15 protein-coding genes are annotated in these 17,666 nt (G+C 64.6%); 3 read left to right on the top strand and 12 right to left on the bottom strand.

What is annotated here, in order from left to right; genetic code table 11:
• Window positions 1-6: 6 nt before the first annotated feature.
• From DNK59_RS19480 to DNK59_RS19425, 12 genes are all read right to left on the bottom strand, one after another.
• Window positions 7-552, bottom strand: a complete 546-nt coding sequence (locus tag DNK59_RS19480) for a hypothetical protein (protein WP_092319966.1) — start codon at window positions 550-552, stop codon at window positions 7-9.
• Between the two features lie 87 nt (window positions 553-639).
• Complete coding sequence (locus tag DNK59_RS19475) at window positions 640-1,356, bottom strand: TetR/AcrR family transcriptional regulator (RefSeq protein WP_092319964.1); 717 nt, start codon at window positions 1,354-1,356, stop codon at window positions 640-642.
• A 105-nt stretch (window positions 1,357-1,461) separates the two neighbouring features.
• Complete coding sequence (gene lysS, locus DNK59_RS19470) at window positions 1,462-2,964, bottom strand: lysine--tRNA ligase (protein WP_016967765.1); 1,503 nt, start codon at window positions 2,962-2,964, stop codon at window positions 1,462-1,464.
• A gap of 115 nt (window positions 2,965-3,079) precedes the next feature.
• Window positions 3,080-4,175 (bottom strand): peptide chain release factor 2 gene (gene prfB / locus DNK59_RS19465; RefSeq protein WP_103741041.1). Its coding sequence is split into 2 segments (ribosomal slippage): window positions 3,080-4,102 and window positions 4,104-4,175, totalling 1,095 coding nucleotides; the frame shifts between segments, so codons are not numbered across the junction.
• 108 nt (window positions 4,176-4,283) lie between these two features.
• Complete coding sequence (locus DNK59_RS19460; protein WP_092319962.1) at window positions 4,284-5,285, bottom strand: PleD family two-component system response regulator; 1,002 nt, start codon at window positions 5,283-5,285, stop codon at window positions 4,284-4,286.
• 48 nt (window positions 5,286-5,333) lie between these two features.
• On the bottom strand, window positions 5,334-6,344 hold the full coding sequence (locus tag DNK59_RS19455; RefSeq protein WP_110724248.1) for a chemotaxis response regulator protein-glutamate methylesterase: 1,011 nt from the start codon (window positions 6,342-6,344) through the stop codon (window positions 5,334-5,336).
• Window positions 6,341-8,644 carry a hybrid sensor histidine kinase/response regulator gene (locus tag DNK59_RS19450; RefSeq protein WP_110724247.1) on the bottom strand — a complete coding sequence of 768 codons (2,304 nt, stop codon included), beginning with the start codon at window positions 8,642-8,644 and terminating at the stop codon, window positions 6,341-6,343. Before DNK59_RS19450 ends, DNK59_RS19455 begins: the two co-directional genes overlap by 4 nt.
• A complete protein-coding gene (locus tag DNK59_RS19445) occupies window positions 8,641-9,330 on the bottom strand; it encodes a chemotaxis protein CheW (protein WP_110724246.1) in 690 nt (229 codons plus the stop codon). Before DNK59_RS19445 ends, DNK59_RS19450 begins: the two co-directional genes overlap by 4 nt.
• The gene (locus DNK59_RS19440) at window positions 9,327-10,607 is read right to left on the bottom strand and encodes a CheR family methyltransferase (RefSeq protein WP_110724245.1); all 1,281 of its coding nucleotides are present in this window, start codon (window positions 10,605-10,607) and stop codon (window positions 9,327-9,329) included. Before DNK59_RS19440 ends, DNK59_RS19445 begins: the two co-directional genes overlap by 4 nt.
• On the bottom strand, window positions 10,604-11,140 hold the full coding sequence (locus DNK59_RS19435; protein ID WP_110724244.1) for a chemotaxis protein CheW: 537 nt from the start codon (window positions 11,138-11,140) through the stop codon (window positions 10,604-10,606). The genes DNK59_RS19440 and DNK59_RS19435 overlap by 4 nt, the downstream gene beginning before the upstream one ends.
• Complete coding sequence (locus tag DNK59_RS19430; RefSeq protein WP_110724243.1) at window positions 11,140-12,762, bottom strand: methyl-accepting chemotaxis protein; 1,623 nt, start codon at window positions 12,760-12,762, stop codon at window positions 11,140-11,142. The genes DNK59_RS19435 and DNK59_RS19430 overlap by 1 nt, the downstream gene beginning before the upstream one ends.
• A gap of 210 nt (window positions 12,763-12,972) precedes the next feature.
• Window positions 12,973-13,698 (bottom strand): tellurite resistance TerB family protein, encoded by a 726-nt coding sequence (locus tag DNK59_RS19425; RefSeq protein WP_110724242.1) that lies wholly within the window; start codon window positions 13,696-13,698, stop codon window positions 12,973-12,975.
• Between the two features lie 190 nt (window positions 13,699-13,888).
• Here DNK59_RS19425 and DNK59_RS19420 point away from each other — a divergent pair, with 190 nt between their 5' ends.
• The 3 genes from DNK59_RS19420 to ydcS all read left to right on the top strand — a co-directional run bounded on the left by DNK59_RS19420 (window position 13,889) and on the right by ydcS (window position 17,642).
• A complete protein-coding gene (locus tag DNK59_RS19420) occupies window positions 13,889-14,803 on the top strand; it encodes a LysR family transcriptional regulator (RefSeq protein WP_110724241.1) in 915 nt (304 codons plus the stop codon).
• A gap of 107 nt (window positions 14,804-14,910) precedes the next feature.
• Entirely contained in the window at window positions 14,911-16,401 is a 1,491-nt protein-coding gene (locus DNK59_RS19415; RefSeq protein ID WP_371920306.1) for a gamma-aminobutyraldehyde dehydrogenase, read from the top strand.
• 89 nt (window positions 16,402-16,490) lie between these two features.
• Window positions 16,491-17,642 carry a putative ABC transporter substrate-binding protein YdcS gene (gene ydcS, locus DNK59_RS19410; RefSeq protein ID WP_110724240.1) on the top strand — a complete coding sequence of 384 codons (1,152 nt, stop codon included), beginning with the start codon at window positions 16,491-16,493 and terminating at the stop codon, window positions 17,640-17,642.
• Window positions 17,643-17,666 lie beyond the last annotated feature (24 nt).

The following is a 17,666-nucleotide window of genomic DNA, read 5'->3' as shown; positions in this document are numbered from 1 at the left end:
GCGGGCTCAGCGGGCCACGCGCTTGAAACGTGCCGTCTCGACGAACAGGTCGGAGTTGGCGGGGTCGTCAAGGTAAGCGAAGACCTCGGGCAACGGACTGCTGATCAGCAACCCCTCGCCCTCGGCCGTGGGCATGGATTCCCCGCTCAGGGCCTTTTGACCCAGGGACTGGCGAATCTGTTCCAGGTCCAGGGTATAGAGCACCAGTTCGTGCCTGGCCGTCAGTTCGAACCCGGCAATGCTGTAGTGCCCGCCGAAGGCCTGGGGCACCGCCGCCGACAGATACCAGCGATTGCCATGTCGCGATACCGTGAACTCGTAGGAATCGCGCGGGCGTGCCGTGCCGCCGGGGAAACTCGCGGCCCGATAGCGGTTGACGCCGATCTGGCGCAGCTCAATGTTCAGCGGCTCGCCCCAGGCGTTCTGGCTGGCCCACTTGCCCAGCAACGCGGCAGGCGCTGCCTGTTCGGCCGGCAGCGGTTCCTTGAAGACCACCAGGCAACCGCTGAGCAGAAGAAACGCCAGAGCCATCAGGACGCGCCAGGCTTGCATGCAAATCTCCCATGAACACCAGAATCACTGTAGCCGCTGACGCCGGCTGCACAGCCTTGGTCGCGGCACCAGCGCGGGATGGATGAATCAGACCGAAGCCAGCACCAGATGCATGTAGCGGGTGAGGATGCCCAGCATCTCCTCCTCCGCCTGCGGCTCGCTGTCGTTGAGCAGGCCCTGATATTCCATCCGGCCGATTATAGACGTCAACACCTTGGCATCCTGCTGCGGTTCCCGGGAGCCCAGGACCTGGAAGAACTGGCAGGTGCCCTGAAGCAGGATCTGCTGGTGCGAGCGCACCAGTTGCGCCAGGCGCGGATTGAGCAGCGCCTCCTGGCGGAACGCCTGCTCGGCCATCAGGTGCTCGCGGCGGGTGTGCAACTGACGCTGCACGTAGTCGGCGGTGAGGCGGGCAATATCATCGGCCAGTTGCGAGCGCGACGCCGGGCTGCCATCACCGTAGGCGACCATCTCGCGCAGCAACCCTTCGTTGCTGGCCCACAGCTTGGCCATGTACGCCGCGCTGCGCTCGACGTACTGGGCGAAGGTATCGGTGAGCAGGTCATCGATGTCCTTGAAGTAATAGGTGGTGGCAGACAAGGGCACACCGGCTTCGGCGGCCACCGCACGGTGACGCACGGCCCGCACACCGTCACGCACGACGATGCGCATGGCGGCGTCGAGGATCTCCTGTCGGCGCTGTTCGCTGCCCTGTCGGCTGGCCTTGCGCCCCTGGTACTGAACGCTTTCAGCCACCGCAGTGGCGATGCCAGCTGCACCTTCTTGAGCAATTGCGCGGTTCACGACAGGTATTCCCTCTGAAAAATCACACAGAATTAGAAGCGGTACGTCAGTTCCAGCCAGACAATAAAAAGCCGCCTGATAAAGGCGGCTTGTTATTCAAAACACTCAGGCTTGCGGCCGCATGTGCGGGAACAGGATCACGTCGCGGATCGACGGCGAGTTGGTCAGCAGCATCACCAGGCGGTCGATGCCGATGCCTTCACCAGCCGTTGGTGGCATGCCGTATTCCAGGGCACGAACGAAGTCGGCGTCGTAGTGCATGGCTTCGTCGTCGCCGGCGTCCTTGTCGGCCACCTGGGCCATGAAGCGCTCGGCCTGGTCTTCCGCGTCATTGAGCTCGGAGTAGGCGTTGGCGATTTCGCGACCGCCGATGAACAGCTCGAAACGGTCGGTGACGTTGGGGTTGTCGTCATTGCGACGGGCCAGCGGCGACACCTCGAACGGGTACTGGGTGATGAAGTGCGGCTGCTCCAGCTTGTGCTCCACGAGCTCTTCGAAAATCATCACCTGCAGCTTGCCCAGGCCTTCGAAGCCCAGCACCTTGGCCCCGGCCTTCTTGGCGATGGCGCGAGCCTTGTCGATGTCGTTCAGATCATCGGCGGTCAGCTCGGGGTTGTACTTAAGGATCGAGTCGAACACCGACAGGCGGGCGAACGGCTCGCCGAAGTGGAACACCTTGTCGCCATACGGCACGTCGGTGCTGCCCAGTACCAGCTGCGCCAGTTCACGGAACAGCTCTTCGGTCAGGTCCATGTTGTCTTCGTAGTCGGCGTAGGCCTGGTAGAACTCCAACATGGTGAATTCAGGGTTGTGCCGGGTCGAAACGCCTTCGTTACGGAAGTTGCGGTTGATCTCGAACACCTTCTCGAAACCACCGACCACCAGACGCTTGAGGTACAGCTCAGGCGCGATACGCAGGAACATTTCCATGTCCAGGGCGTTGTGGTGGGTTTCAAACGGCTTGGCCGCGGCGCCGCCCGGAATGGTCTGCAGCATCGGCGTTTCGACTTCGAGGAAGTCGCGCTTCATCAGGAAGCTGCGGATGTGCGCGATCACTTGCGAACGCACGCGGAAAGTCTGGCGCACCTCTTCGTTGACGATCAGGTCGACGTAGCGCTGGCGGTAGCGCTGCTCGGTGTCGGTCAGGCCGTGGTGCTTGTCCGGCAGCGGGCGCAGGGACTTGGTCAGCAGGCGCACGTGAGTCATTTCAACGTACAGGTCACCCTTGCCGGAACGGGCCAGGGTGCCTTCGGCGGCAATGATGTCGCCCATGTCCCAGGTTTTCACCGCGGCCAGGGTTTCTTCGGACAGGGTCTTGCGGTTGACGTAGACCTGGATGCGCCCGGTCATGTCCTGGATCACCATGAACGAGCCACGGTTGAGCATGATGCGACCGGCAACCTTGACCGGAATTGCCGCCTCTGCCAGCTCTTCCTTGGTCTTGTCGGCGTACTGCTTCTGCAGGTCCTGGCAGTAGTTTTCGCGGCGGAAGTCGTTCGGGAAGGCATTGCCCTTGGCGCGCTCGGCAGCAAGCTTTTCCTTGCGCAGGGCGATCAGGGAGTTCTCTTCCTGTTGCAGGGCTTGCGGGTCGAGTTGTTGGTCGCTCATGTCTTTAGATATTCCATCAGGTTCGTTGCCCCCGGGCCTTGCGGCCCGGGGATCGCCAGCAGAGCTGGCTCCTACAGGGATCGCGTTGAATCAGCCGATCCTGTATCGCGTCTGTTTACAGTCCGGATTTCAGGCTGGCTTCCAGGTATTCGTCGATGTCGCCGTCGAGCACCTTGTCGCAGTCGCTGCGTTCGATGTTGGTGCGCAGGTCCTTGATCCGCGACGCGTCGAGCACGTAGGAGCGGATCTGGTGACCCCAGCCGATGTCCGACTTGGTGTCTTCCAGGGCCTGGGACGCCGCATTGCGCTTCTGCATTTCCTGCTCGTACAACTTGGCCCGCAGCATTTTCATGGCGGTGTCCTTGTTGGCGTGCTGGGAACGCTCGTTCTGGCAGCTGACCACGGTGTTGGTCGGTACGTGGGTGATACGCACGGCCGAGTCGGTGGTGTTCACGTGCTGACCGCCGGCACCGGAGGAACGATAGGTGTCGATCCGCAGGTCGGCCGGGTTGATTTCGATTTCCACCTTGTCGTCGATCTCTGGCGAGACGAACACCGCCGAGAACGAAGTGTGGCGGCGGTTGCCGGAGTCGAACGGGCTCTTGCGCACCAGGCGGTGCACGCCGATCTCGGTGCGCAGCCAACCGAAGGCGTACTCGCCCTTGATGTGCACGGTCGCGCCCTTGATCCCGGCCACTTCACCGGCGGACAGTTCCATGATGGTGGCTTCGAAACCGCGCTTGTCGGCCCAGCGCAGGTACATGCGCAGCAGGATGTTGGCCCAGTCCTGGGCCTCGGTGCCGCCGGAACCGGCCTGGATGTCCAGGTAGGCGTTGTTCGGGTCCATTTCATGGCTGAACATGCGGCGAAATTCCAGCTTGGCGAGGTTTTCCTCAAGCCGGGCCAGCTCGGCGACCACATCGCCCACTGCGCCTTCATCTTCTTCCTCGACCGCCATGTCCAGCAGGTCGCGGCAGTCGGCCAGACCGCTGTTCAGCTCGTCCAGGGTCTCGACGATCTGTGCCAGCGCAGCGCGCTCGCGGCCCAGCTCCTGGGCGTATTCGGGTTTGTTCCAGACACTCGGATCTTCAAGCTCGCGATTGACCTCGGTCAGACGCTCATGCTTTTGATCGTAGTCAAAGATACCCCCGAATAGTTTCGGAGCGCTCGGACAGGTCCTTGATGGTGTTCAGGATCGGGTTGATTTCCATGGGGGGCGGCACTCGTTGGCGAACTTTTGAAAGCCGGCGATTATAACGGAATCACCGAATCACGGCAGCCCGCTTGGCGGCTTTAACGCAGCCGATCCCGGTTTTTTTTCATTCAATGCCCACCTGATTGCGACCATTGTTCTTCGCCAGGTACAACCCCTTGTCCGCCGCCGAGATCAACTGCCGGCAATGGCTGTTGGGCTGCGGGGTGATGGTCGACAGACCGATGCTGATGGTCAGGCTGGAGCCTTCCACCGGGGCGTTATGGGGGATTTTCAGGGCTTCGACGGTCTGGCGCAGCTTTTCGGCCACCAGTCGCGCCCCGCCCGGCGAGGTGTTGGGCAGCACCAGCACGAACTCTTCACCGCCATAGCGCGCCGGCAGGTCCGAGGGCCGGCTGCTGGCCTCGCGGATCGCCGTGGCCACCTTGCGCAGGGCTTCATCGCCCTCCAGGTGGCCAAAGGTGTCGTTGTAGCTCTTGAAGTAGTCGACGTCGATCATCAGCAATGACAACTGACTCTGCTCGCGCATCGCCCGGCGCCACTCCAGCTCCAGGTACTCATCGAAATGCCGGCGGTTGGACAGCCCGGTCAGGCCGTCGGAGTTCATCAGCCGCTGCAGCACCAGGTTGGTGTCCAGCAACTGCTGCTGGCTGACCCGCAGCGCCCGGTAGGCAGCGTCACGTTGCAGCAGGGTCATGTAGGAGCGCGAGTGGTAGCGAATGCGCGCCACCAGTTCAATATTGTCCGGCAGCTTGACCAGGTAATCGTTGGCCCCGGCGGCGAAGGCCGCGCTCTTGATCAGCGGATCCTCCTTGGTCGAAAGCACGATGATCGGAATGTTCTGGGTCGCCGGGTGATTGCGGTACTCGCGCACCAGGGTCAGGCCGTCCAGCCCCGGCATCACCAGGTCCTGGAGAATCACCGTGGGCTTGATGCGGATCGCCTGGGCAATGGCCTGGTGCGGATCGGCGCAGAAGTGGAAATCGATGTTTTCTTCATTCGCCAACCCACGCCGAACCGCTTCGCCGATCATGGCCTGGTCGTCCACCAGCAATACCATCGCTGCATTTTCATCGGTCTTGAATTCGTCGAGCTGTAAATCATTCATGGGTTGTCACCTGAGTTGCTACCTGGCCAGGACAGCTGCGTTTATCAGTCATTTGGCAAATATCTCCAGCAAACGTGGAGCGATCTTGTCCAGTGGGCGAATCTCTGTGGCGGCACCGATGGCAGCGGCCGCCTTGGGCATGCCATACACCGCGCTACTGTTCTGGTCCTGGGCGATGGTCAAAAATCCCTGGTCGCGCATCAGCTTCAAGCCCTGGGCGCCGTCACGGCCCATGCCGGTCAGCAGCACCCCCACCGCATCGCCATTCCAGTAGCTGGTGACGCTTTCGAAGAACACGTCGATGGAGGGCCGGTAGATCTCGTTTACCGGCTCGGCGGTGTAGGCCAGGGTGCCGTTCTTCAGCAAACGGATGTGATGGTTGGTGCCCGCCAGCAGTACCGTGCCACTTTGCGGCGGCTCGCCCTCCCGGGCCAGGCGCACCTGCAGGCCGGAGGCGCTGCTGAGCCACTCGGCCATGCCAGCGGCAAACACCTGATCGACATGCTGGACCAGCACGATGGCGGCGGGAAAGTCCCTTGGCAAGGCTTTGAGCAGCACTTCCAGAGCGGCCGGGCCGCCGGCGGAGGAGCCAATGGCCACCAAGCCCTGCCGGGGAGCGCCGCTGCGCAAGGGCACCGGCGCCGAACGTACCCGACTGCCACGCTGGCCGATCAGCCAGCCGATATTGAGGATCTTGCGCAGCAGCGGCGCCGCCGCCTCCTGGGCATTGCCGGCACCCAGGGCCGGGGTGTCGACCACGTCCAGCGCGCCGTGGCCCATGGCCTCGAACACCCTGTGGACATTCTGCTGGCGGTCGACGGTGACGATCACGATGGCGCACGGCGACTCGGCCATGATCCGCCGCGTGGCCTCGACGCCGTCCATCACCGGCATGATCAGGTCCATGAGAATCAGGTCCGGGGTCAGCTCGGCGCAGTACTTCACCGCTTCGGCACCATTGGTGGCGACCCACACCACTTCATGGCTGGGGTCGAAGGCCAGCGCCCGGCGCAGGGCCTCCACCGCCATGGGCATGTCGTTGACGATGGCGATCTTCATGCCCGTGCGCCTCCAATCAGTTCCACCACCGCGTCCAGCAGCGCGTCGTCATGGAAACTGGCCTTGGCAAGATAGTAGTCGGCGCCGGCATCCAGGCCACGGCGCCGGTCCTCCTCGCGATCCTTGTAGGACACCACCATCACCGGCAGGGATTGCAGGCGATTATCGCGACGCAAGAGTGTGACCAATTCAATTCCGTCCATTCGCGGCATGTCGATATCGGTGATCAGCAAGTCGAAGCTCTCCGAACGCAAGGCATTCCAGCCGTCCATGCCATCCACCGCCACGGCCACATCGTAGCCGCGGTTGATCAGCAGCTTGCGTTGCAACTCACGCACCGTCAGTGAGTCGTCGACCACCAGAATACGCTTGCGCGCGGCCTGTGCGTGCAACGAATGATTGCCCGCGATGCGCTCCAGGCGTCCGGTGTTGAGCAGCTTGTCCACCGAACGCAGCATGTCCTCGACATCCACGATCAGCGCCACCCGGCCATCATCGAGCAGGGCTCCGGCGGAAATGTCCTGAATCTTGCCCAGGCGGTCGTCCAGGGGCAGCACCACCAGGGTGCGCTCGCCGATAAAGCGCTCCACGGCGATCCCGTACACCGCGTCGCGCTCACGGATCACCACCACCTTGAGGGTCGGCGCGCTGCTCGGGGTCGCCGGGCGCTGCAACAGCTGGCTGGCCGCTACCAGGCCGACATGCCGCCCCTCGTGCCAGAAATGCTGACGCCCTTCGACCTGGACGATCTCCTCGGGCTGCAGATCGCACATGCGCTCGATGTGCGCCAGGGGAAAGGCATAGGCCTCGTCGCCGACTTCCACCACCAGACTGCGCACCACCGACAGGGTCAGCGGCACCTCCAGGTGGAAGCGACTGCCCTGGCCGCTGGTCTGTTCCAGCTGCACCGCCCCGCGCAACTGCCGGACCATGTGCTGCACCGCATCCAGGCCGACACCGCGCCCGGACACTTCGGTGACCTTGTCCCGCAGGCTGAAGCCCGGGAGAAACAGGAACGTCAGCAATTCTTCCTCGCTGAGCTGAGCGGCGGTCTGTGCCGGCGACAACTGGCGCTCGACAATGCTCTGGCGCAGGCGCTCCAAGTCCACGCCGTTGCCATCGTCGCCCAGCTCCAGCACCAGCAGGCCGGCCTGGTGCGAGGCCCGCAGGCGGATCACCCCTTCTGCCGGCTTGCCCGCCAGCAAGCGCTGCTCGGGCAATTCGATGCCATGGTCGACGGCGTTGCGCAGCAGGTGGGTCAGCGGCGCTTCGAGTTTTTCCAGCACGTCGCGATCGACCTGGGTCTTCTCACCCTCGATCTCCAGACGGACCTGCTTGCCCAGGCTGCGCCCCAGATCACGGACCATCCGCGCCTGGCCGCTGAGCACATCGGCAAAGGGCCGCATGCGACAGGCCAGGGCCGTGTCATACAGCACCTGGGCCCGCTGGCTGGCCTGCCAGCCGAACTCGTCGAGTTCGGCGGTCTTCTGCGCCAGCAGTTGCTGGGATTCGGCCAACAGCCGCCGCGCGTCCTCCAAGGACTCCTGGGCTTCCAGGCTCAGGGCATGTTCCTTGAGGTGCAGGTTGAGGTTCTCCAGGGCCGCCAGACTGTTGCTCTGGATCCGCTTGAGACGCTGCATGGTGGCCAGATAGGGCTTGAGCCGCTGGGTTTCCACCAGGGATTTGCTCGACAGGTCCAACAGGCTGTTGAGGCGCTCGGCGGTGACCCGCAGCACCCGCTCGCCGCCTTCGGTCATGCGCCTGCCCGGACGCGCCGCATTCACGCTCGACTCCAGCGCCAGCTCATTCGGCAACGCCAGGGATTCGGGCTCGCTCAAAGCCTCCGGCCTGGCGTCGACCGGCTCCGCCACGGCGGGCATGGGCAAGGGCGCCTCCGGCGTCGCCGGCCCCTGGCTCAGCAGGCGCTCCATCAGCGCCACGTAGGCAAGCACGTCCGGGGCAGCCAGTTCGGCGCCTCCGGGGGTGGCGATGCGCATCAACAGGTCGGTGCCCTGCAACAGCGCATCGATGTGCTCAGGCTGCAGGTACAGGCGCCCTTCCTGGGCACTGACCAGGCAATCCTCCATTACGTGGGCGACGCTGACCCCGGCGTCCACCCCGACAATCCGTGCCGCGCCCTTGAGCGAATGGGCCGCGCGCATGCAGGCTTCCAGCTGATCGGCCTGGGTCGGATTGCGCTCCAGCGCCAGCAATCCGGCACTCAGCACCTGGGTCTGGGCCTCGGCTTCCAGGCTGAACAGCTCCAGCAACGAGGCGTCGCGCATTTGATCGGGGGTCATGTCAGGCTCCGGGTCACGGCCAAGAGCAACTGCTCTTCATCCAGCAAACGCAGGCTGCGGCCCTGCCATTGCAACACGCCACGGGTGTACTTGGCATTGGCCTGCTCGCCGGACAGCGACGCGCCAGCCAGAATGCGCTCGTCAATGGCATGGATACCGTCCACTTCATCCACCGGCACCACCACCGGGCCACCCTCGGCACCGATGATCAGCATCCGCGGCATGACCCGTGCCGAGGGAGCCGCGCCGGCCGGCGTGCCATCGAGCCCCAGCAGTTCGCTCAACGACAGGCAGGCCACCAGCGCCCCGCGCACATTGGCCACCCCCAGCAGCGCCCGTGAACGCTGGTGGGGCAAGGAGTGGATCGCCTGCAGCGGTGCCACTTCCAGCAGGCAGCGAGTGGCCAGCCCCAGCCACTCCTCGCCCAGGCGCAAGATCAGCAGCGAGCGGGTGACCACATCGCTGTCAGGCAAAAGCGCCACCGATTGCTCGCGGTCCTCCTGAAGCTGCGAATAGCGATCCAGCAGGCGCGTGGCGGCAGCGGAGTACACCGAACAGTTGCGGCAATGAATGTGCTCGGCCAGCAACGGGCAGGACTTGTCGCCGTGGATGCCGATACGGTTCCAGCAATCGTCGATGGCCTGGGCATCTTCACGGGTCAGGTCCAATGAGAGGGAATGGCTCATCGTTTCAACTCACTGTCGGCAGCGCGGGTGCTGCGCACAGCCCGCGCCTGCAATCGTTGGGCACCGGCGACATCGCCCTGGGACGCCAGCAGCGCCGCCAGGTGCGCCAGGGCCTCGGGGTGTTGGGGCGCCAGGTACAGGGCCTTGCGGTAAAAACCCTGGGCCTCCATGGCGTTGCCGGCCACATCACTGAGCAGCCCCAGCCAGTAGAACACCTGGGCCACCGGCTCATGCTGCTGCAGGTAGCGCTCACAGGCGGCACGGGCCTCGGCGCTCTTGCCCTCGTTGGCCAGGGCGGCAATGGTGGCCAGCAGGCTCGCCGCATCGCTGGGCGGCGCGCCGTCCAGCGCGGGTACGGGGGCCGGGGCCGTACGGCTGGCAAAGGGCCGCGGCCGCGGGGCCGGAACGGCCGGATGAGGGGGTCGCAACGGCAAGGACAGGGGCTTGGGCAAGCTCACCGGCAGCGGCGCCGGCTCCGGTTCCTGGTGCCGGCTGAAGGCGAAGGACTGGGGAATGCCGATCGAACGCATACCCAGGCGCCCCAGCAGACTGCCCTCGGCGGGGCCGATGAACAGCACGCCTTCTTCATGGGTCAGGCGCTTGAGCACCTCGAACACCTGACGCTGGGTCGGCTGGTCGAAATAGATCAGCAGGTTGCGACAGAAGACAAAGTCGAAAGGCGGTTCCGTGGCCAGCAATCCAGGGTCCAGGACATTGCCCACCTGCAGCCGAACCTGCTCGCGCACCCGCTCGCTGAGGCAATAACGATCGCCCTCGACATGGAAGTGCCGCTCACGAAACTCGGTGTACTGGCCACGAAAGGAGTTCTTGCCATAGCTGGCGCCCCGGGCCCGCTCCACCGACAGCGGACTCACATCCAGACCGTCGACCTTGAATTGATGGGGCGCCAGGCCGCCGTCGAGCAGGGCCATGGCGATCGAATAGGGCTCTTCGCCGGTGGAGCACGGCAGGCTCAGCAGGCGCAGCGCGCGCATGCCCTTGATCTGCCCCAGGCGGGCCTTGGCCAGCTTGACCAGGGTGGCGAAGGATTCCGGGTAGCGGAAAAACCAGGTTTCCGGAACGATCACCGCCTCGATCAGGGCCTGCTGCTCCTCCCGCGAGCCCTGCAACTTCTGCCAGTACTCATCGCTGCTGTGGGCGTACAACGCATTGCAGCGCTGGCGCACCGCGCGCTCGATGATCGCCGGGCCGACCGACGCTACATCCAGGCCGATGCGTTCCTTGAGAAAATCGAAAAACCGTTGCTCGTCACTCATCGAGACTCCTCAAGCGACGCCGGGTCCAGGGGCTCCTCGGGAAACAGCAGCTCACGCACCTCGGCCGCCAGCAAGTCGTCGACCCGCACCCATTGCAGCAGCCCCAGGTCATCCTCTCGCACCGGTCCCAGAAAAGGGGCCTGGCGGTTGTCCAGGCCATAAGGCTGAAATTCCCGGGGATCGCAGCGCAAGGTGTCATTGGCCTGTTCCAGCAGCAGACCCAACACCCGCGGCGGTCGCTCGGCGGCGCTGCGATAGTGCACCAGCACCAGCCGGGTGCTGGTGCGCAACTGGGCAGGACGGCCGAAAGTCAGCTCGCACAGATCGATGACCGGCACCACCACCCCGCGGTAGGCAAACACCCCGGCAACCCAGGACGGCGCCCGGGCAATCGGCTTGAGCTGCAGGCGCGGCAGCACCTCAACCACATCCACCGCCTGCAAGGCGTAGCGTTCCTGACCGATGCGAAACATCAGGAACAGCGCGGTTTTCGCCCCCGAAGCGCCACTGCGCTTGTGCGCCAGTTCGTCCATCAGACTTTGAAACGCGAAACGCCGCTGCGCAGGCCCACCGCGACCTGGCTCAGCTCATCGATGGCGAAGCTGGCCTGACGCAGGGACTCGACGGTCTGGCTGCTGGCATCGCCCAATTGCACCAGGGCGTGATTGATCTGCTCGGCGCCGGTGGCCTGGGCCTGCATGCCTTCATTGACCATCAGCACCCGCGGCGCCAGGGCCTGGACCTGATGGATGATCTGCGACAGCTGCTCGCCCACCTGCTGCACTTCGGCCATGCCGCGACGCACTTCCTCGGAGAACTTGTCCATGCCCATGACCCCCGCCGACACCGCCGACTGGATCTCGCGAACCATCTGCTCGATGTCATAGGTGGCGACCGCGGTCTGGTCCGCCAGGCGGCGCACTTCGGTGGCCACCACGGCAAAACCGCGGCCGTATTCCCCGGCCTTTTCCGCCTCGATGGCAGCATTGAGCGACAGCAGGTTGGTCTGGTCGGCGACCTTGACGATGGTCACCACCACCTGATTGATGTTGCCGGCCTTCTCATTGAGGATCGCCAGCTTGGCGTTCACCAGATCCGCAGCGCCCATCACCGAGTGCATGGTGTCTTCCATCCGCGCCAGGCCCTGCTGGCCCGAGCCGGCGAGCACCGAGGCCTGGTCGGCGGCGCTGGACACCTCCGTCATGGTGCGCACCAGATCTCGGGAAGTCGCGGCGATTTCCCGCGAAGTGGCGCCGATTTCCGTGGTAGTGGCCGCGGTTTCAGTGGCGGTGGCCTGTTGCTGCTTGGAGGTGGCGGCAATTTCGGTCACCGAGGTGGTCACCTGCACCGACGAACGCTGGGCCTGGGACACCAGGGCCGTGAGCTCGGTCATCATGTCGTTGAAGCCGGTTTCCACGGCGCCGAACTCGTCCTTGCGTTCCAGGTTCAGGCGGCCGCTCAGGTCGCCGGTGCGCATGACATCGAGAATGCTCACGATGCGGTTCATCGGCGCCATGATCGCCCGCATCAGCAGCAGGCCACACAGACCGGCGGCAAGAATGGCCACCAGCAACGACACGCCCATGCTGACCTTGGCCGTCGCCACGGCGTCGTCGATGGCATCGCTGGCGGCGTCGGCCACGGCCTTGTTCTCGCTGATGATGTCATTGAGCTTCATCCGCCCGGCAATCCAGGCCGGGGTCAGTTGCTCATTGAACAGGCGAATCGCCTCGGCTTCCTGGCGCTTCTGGTGCAGGTCAAGCACCGCGACCTGGATGCGATTGAATTCCTGGTGGTCCTTCTCGAAGGCATCGAACTCGGTCTGGTCCTCGCGACTGCTGAGGGTCTGCTTGTAGTTGGCCATATGGGTCAGCAGGCGCTCTTCAAATGCCTTGAAATCGGCCTTGTCTTCGGAACTGATGTCCTGATTCTGCTTGAGGCCGATGATCTCCTGGGTCTGCAGGTAGGTATCGACCCAGGCGCTGCGGATCATCGAACTGAAATAGACCCCGGGGATCGCATCGTCACGCATGCTGTTTTCACCGGCTTCGATCTTCAACAGGCGCGAGTACGAGACGACGACCATCAGCAGCATGATGGCGATAATCACCGCAAAGCTCGCCAAAATGCGTTGGCGCAACGTCCAGTTCTTCACAGTCAGTCCTCGGGGCCATTCAAAAATGGAGGGAGTATAGCCGAGGACGATGGCGGTTTTACCGGTGGTTTGACGACCCAGGTAGCACTTTGGGCAGATTTGTGCGCCCGCTCTGGCTAGCGCCTTAGCGGGCTTTTCTCGGCCTGCAGGGCATATCGGCAAATCCCCCGGGCAGAACCGCCATCCATGGCGAAGGAGCGGCTGTGCAGGTCAGCCAGCGCTCTGGCGCACCTGGTTTTCCAGCTCAGCCTTGAGCCCCAGCGGCAGTTGCAGGTGGCGCGCCAGCTCATCCAGGTAGGCCTTCTCCATGAAGTGCTGCTCATCCACCAGCATCAGGCTGGCCAGGTACATCTCCGCGGCCATTTCCGGGGTGCTGGCGGCGCGGGCCACGTCCGCAGGGTCCAGCGGCTTGTGCAATTCGCCGTGCAGCCACTGCTGCAGTTGCGGGTCGTTGTCCAGCTTGCGCAACTGATCCTCGATCAGCGCCCGCTCGCGCTCGTCGACATGACCGTCGGCCTTGGCCGCCGCCACCAGGGCCTTGAGGATCGCCTGGCTGTGCTGCTCGACCTGTTGCGCCGGCAAGCGGTCGAGGGTCTGCGGCGCAGTGTCCGGGGCCGTGCCCTGTTGCGCCTGCCAGTTGCCGTAGGCCTTGTAGGCCAACACGCCGAGGGCCGCGAGGCCGCCATAGGCCAGGGCCTTGCCGCCGAACTTGCGGGCCTTCTTGTTGCCCAGCAGCAAGCCCATGGCCCCAGCTGCCAGGGCCCCGCCGCCAGCGCCGCCGAGCAGTCCGCCCAGACCGCCGGGCTTGCCCCCGAGCAAACCGCCAAGGCCGCCTTGCGGGGCCTTGCCGCCCTCGCCTGACGGGGTGCCGGCCTGGTTCTGCAACAGCTCCTGGCCGGACCTGAGTAATTGATCGAGCAATCCACGGGTGTTCATCTGCCGCCTCCGCACAGTCAGTGTCGTGTCGACACATCAGGCCGCAAGCCTAGAGAGAAGTGCCGAGGACCAGGGGACGATAGTGCTTCTGAATGTTGCTTTCACCGGATCAGGGAAAGGTGCTAAACAAGGCATCGGTTTTACCAATACAGCGCCCGATATTTCTAAAAAGCCGCCCGGTAGCCCCGCCATGATGACCTTGCGCCAGATCCGTCACTTTATCGCCGTGGCCGAAACCGGCTCGATCTCCGCCGCCGCCCAGGCGGTGTTCATTTCCCAGTCGACCCTGACCCTGGCCATCCAGCAACTGGAGCAGGAAATCGGCGTCAACCTGTTCAGCCGCCATGCCAAGGGCATGACCCTGACCCATCAGGGGCATCAGTTCCTGCGCCAGGCGCACCTGATCCTGGCCACGGTGGACAACGCCAAGCGCAGCCTGCAGCAGAGCAGCGACCCGGTGGCCGGACAGTTGACCGTGGGGGTGACCAGCCTGGTGGCGGGCTATTACCTGGCTGACCTGCTGACCCGTTTCCAGCGCGCCTACCCCAATGTGGAGATCCGCGTCATGGAGGACGAACGGCCCTATATCGAACACCTGCTGGTCAGCGGCGAAATCGACGTCGGGGTGCTGATCCTGTCCAACCTCGAAGACCGCCATGCCCTGCAGACCGAAGTCCTGACCCACTCGCCGCACCGCCTCTGGCTGCCGCCCCAGCACCCTTTGCTGGAACACGACAGCATCAACCTGGCGGACGTGGCCCGGGAGCCGCTGATCCAGCTCAACGTCGACGAAATGGAGCGCAACGCCCAGCGCCTGTGGAGCGTGGCCGGGCTGCAGCCACGGATCAGCCTGCGCACCGCCTCCACCGAAGCGGTGCGCAGCCTGGTGGCCGCCGGGCTGGGCCTGTCGATCCAGCCGGACATGACCTACCGCCCCTGGTCCCTGGAGGGCGACATCATCGAGGCCCGGCCCCTGGCGGATCTCAACCAGACCCTGGATGTCGGCCTGGCCTGGCGCCGGGGCACCGCGCGCCCGGCCCTGGTGGACCCCTTCCTCACCGTGGCCCGGGAGCAGCCCCCGGGCGGGCGCAAGCCATCTATTTAATCGAACGGCCCCTTGAGTATTAAGAATTTGTCGACCTCAGGCCCCGCTACTAGTCTCTGGGCATTCCCCACAAGAACAGGCCGGGCACTCACCCCCAGGGAAGCCCCATGGCCCTAGCACACAAGAGCACCCGCAAAATGGCTGGCCCACAGACTCCGCTGTGCACGGCATTGCTGATCGATGGCGAACTGGTGAACGGCCAGGGCCGGGTCGAGCCGATTCTCAACCCGGCCACCGGCGAGGTGCTGACGCAGATCGCCGAAGCCAGCAGCGAACAGGTGGAAAGCGCGATCTTCGCCGCCCACCGAGCATTCTCCAGCTGGTCGCGGACCACCCCGCAGCAACGCGCGAACCTGCTCCTGGCGATTGCCGACAGCCTGGAACAACAGGCCGACTACCTGGCCCGCCTGGAAGCCCTCAACTGCGGCAAGCCTCTGCACCTGGCGCGCCAGGACGACCTCGGCGCCAGCATCGACGTGTTCCGTTTCTTCGCCGGTGCGGTGCGCTGCCAGCACGGCCAGTTGAGTGGCGAGTACCTGCCGGGCTACACCAGCATGGTGCGCCGCGATCCCCTGGGCGTGGTGGCCTCGATCGCGCCCTGGAACTACCCGATCATGATGGCCGCCTGGAAGATCGCCCCGGCCCTGGCAGCGGGCAACACCCTGGTGTTCAAGCCCTCGGAACACACTCCGCTGTCGATCCTGGCCCTGGCCCCGAGCCTGGCGCAGTTGCTGCCACGGGGCGTGATCAACATCGTCTGCGGTGGCGGCGAAGGGGTCGGCAACCACCTGGTCAGCCATCCGAAGGTGCGCATGGTGTCCCTCACCGGCGACATAGTCACCGGCCAGAAAATTCTCCAGGCCGCGGCCAAAACCCTCAAGCGCACCCACCTGGAACTGGGGGGCAAGGCGCCGGTGATCGTCTGCGACGATGCCAACCTGGAGGCCGTGGTCGAGGGCGTGCGCAGCTACGGCTACTACAACGCCGGTCAGGACTGTACCGCTGCCTGCCGGGTCTACGCCCAGGCCGGCATCCACGACCGCCTGGTGGCCGAGCTGGGCAGCGCCGTCAGCAGCCTGCGCTTTGCCAGCAAGCGCGACGCCGACAACGAAATCGGCCCGCTGATCAGCACCCGCCAGCGCGACCGGGTGGCCAGCTTTGTCGAGCGCGCCCTGAGCCAGCCCCACATCGAACGCATCACCGGCGCGGCGGTGCACTCCGGCGCCGGTTTCTACTACCAGCCGACCCTGCTGGCCGGCTGCCGGCAGAACGACGAGATCGTCCAGCGCGAGGTGTTCGGCCCGGTGGTCACCGTTACCCGCTTCGAACAACTGGAGCAGGCGCTGGACTGGGCCAACGACTCGGAATACGGCCTGGCCTCCTCGGTCTGGACGCAAAACCTGGACAAGGCCATGCAACTGGCGGCGCGCCTGCAATACGGCTGCACCTGGATCAACAGCCATTTCATGCTGGCCAGTGAAATGCCCCACGGCGGCCTCAAGCGCTCCGGCTACGGCAAGGACCTGTCCAGCGATTCACTGCAGGACTACAGCGTGGTGCGCCACATCATGGCGCGCCACGGCAACGAGCTGAAATAACACCACTACGCTAATAACAAGCCGTCCGCGGCCGCAGCACCCCATCGTCAACCACTGCCCCAATCCTAATAAAAGCAGAGGCAATCCCCATGTCCGCGCACAAGACCGCAATCCTCAGTGCTCTCACCACCGCCCTGCTGGCCAGCGCCAGCCTGCAGGCCGCCGAACCGCTCAAGGCCGTGGGGCCGGGCGAAGGCCAGCTGGATATCGTCGCCTGGCCGGGGTACATCGAACGGGGCGAGAGCGACAAGAATTACGACTGGGTCACCGGCTTCGAGCAGGAAACCGGCTGCAAGGTCAACGTCAAGACCGCCGCCACCTCCGACGAGATGGTCAGCCTCATGGCCAAGGGCGGCTACGACCTGGTGACCGCCTCCGGCGACGCCTCACTGCGGTTGATCGCCGGCAAGCGGGTGCAACCGATCAACACCGCGCTGATCACCAACTGGAAGAACATCGACCCGCGCCTCAAGGACGGCCCCTGGTACGTAGTCGCGCAAAAGACCTACGGCACGCCCTACCAGTGGGGCCCCAACGTACTGATGTACAACACCCAGGTGTTCAAGCAGGCGCCCACCAGCTGGGACGTGGTGTTCAAGGCGCAGAACCTGCCGGACGGCAAGCCCAACAAAGGCCGCGTCCAGGCCTATGACGGCCCGATCTACATCGCCGACGCGGCGCTGTACCTCAAGAGCGCACGGCCGGAGCTGGGGATCCAGAGCCCCTATGAGCTGACCGAGGCCCAGTACAAGGCGGTGCTTGAACTGCTGCGCGCCCAGCAACCGCTGATCCACCGCTACTGGCACGACACCACGGTGCAGATGAGCGACTTCAAGAACGAGGGCGTGGCGGCCTCCAGCGCCTGGCCCTATCAGGTCAATGGCCTGGTCAACGAGAAACAGCCGATCGCCTCGACCATTCCCAAGGAGGGCGCCACCGGCTGGGCCGACACCACCATGCTGCACGCCGAGGCCAAGCACCCCAACTGCGCCTACAAGTGGATGGACTGGTCGCTCAAGCCCAAGGTCCAGGGCGACGTCGCCGCCTGGTTCGGCTCGTTGCCAGCGGTGCCAGCGGCCTGCAAAGAGAGCGAACTGCTGGGGGCCGAGGGTTGCAAGACCAACGGTTTCGACCAGTTCGACAAGATCGCCTTCTGGAAAACCCCGCAAGCCGAGGGCGGCAAGTTCGTGCCCTACAGCCGCTGGACCCAGGACTACATCGCCATCATGGGTGGCCGCTAGCCCGACCGCCCCATCAGGCCCTCG

This window comes from Pseudomonas sp. TKO26 (assembly GCF_003225665.1).
Taxonomy (GTDB): domain Bacteria; phylum Pseudomonadota; class Gammaproteobacteria; order Pseudomonadales; family Pseudomonadaceae; genus Aquipseudomonas; species Aquipseudomonas saponiphila.
The sequence above is the reverse complement of the archived record's forward strand: the minus strand, read 5'-3'. Positions and strand labels throughout refer to the sequence as shown.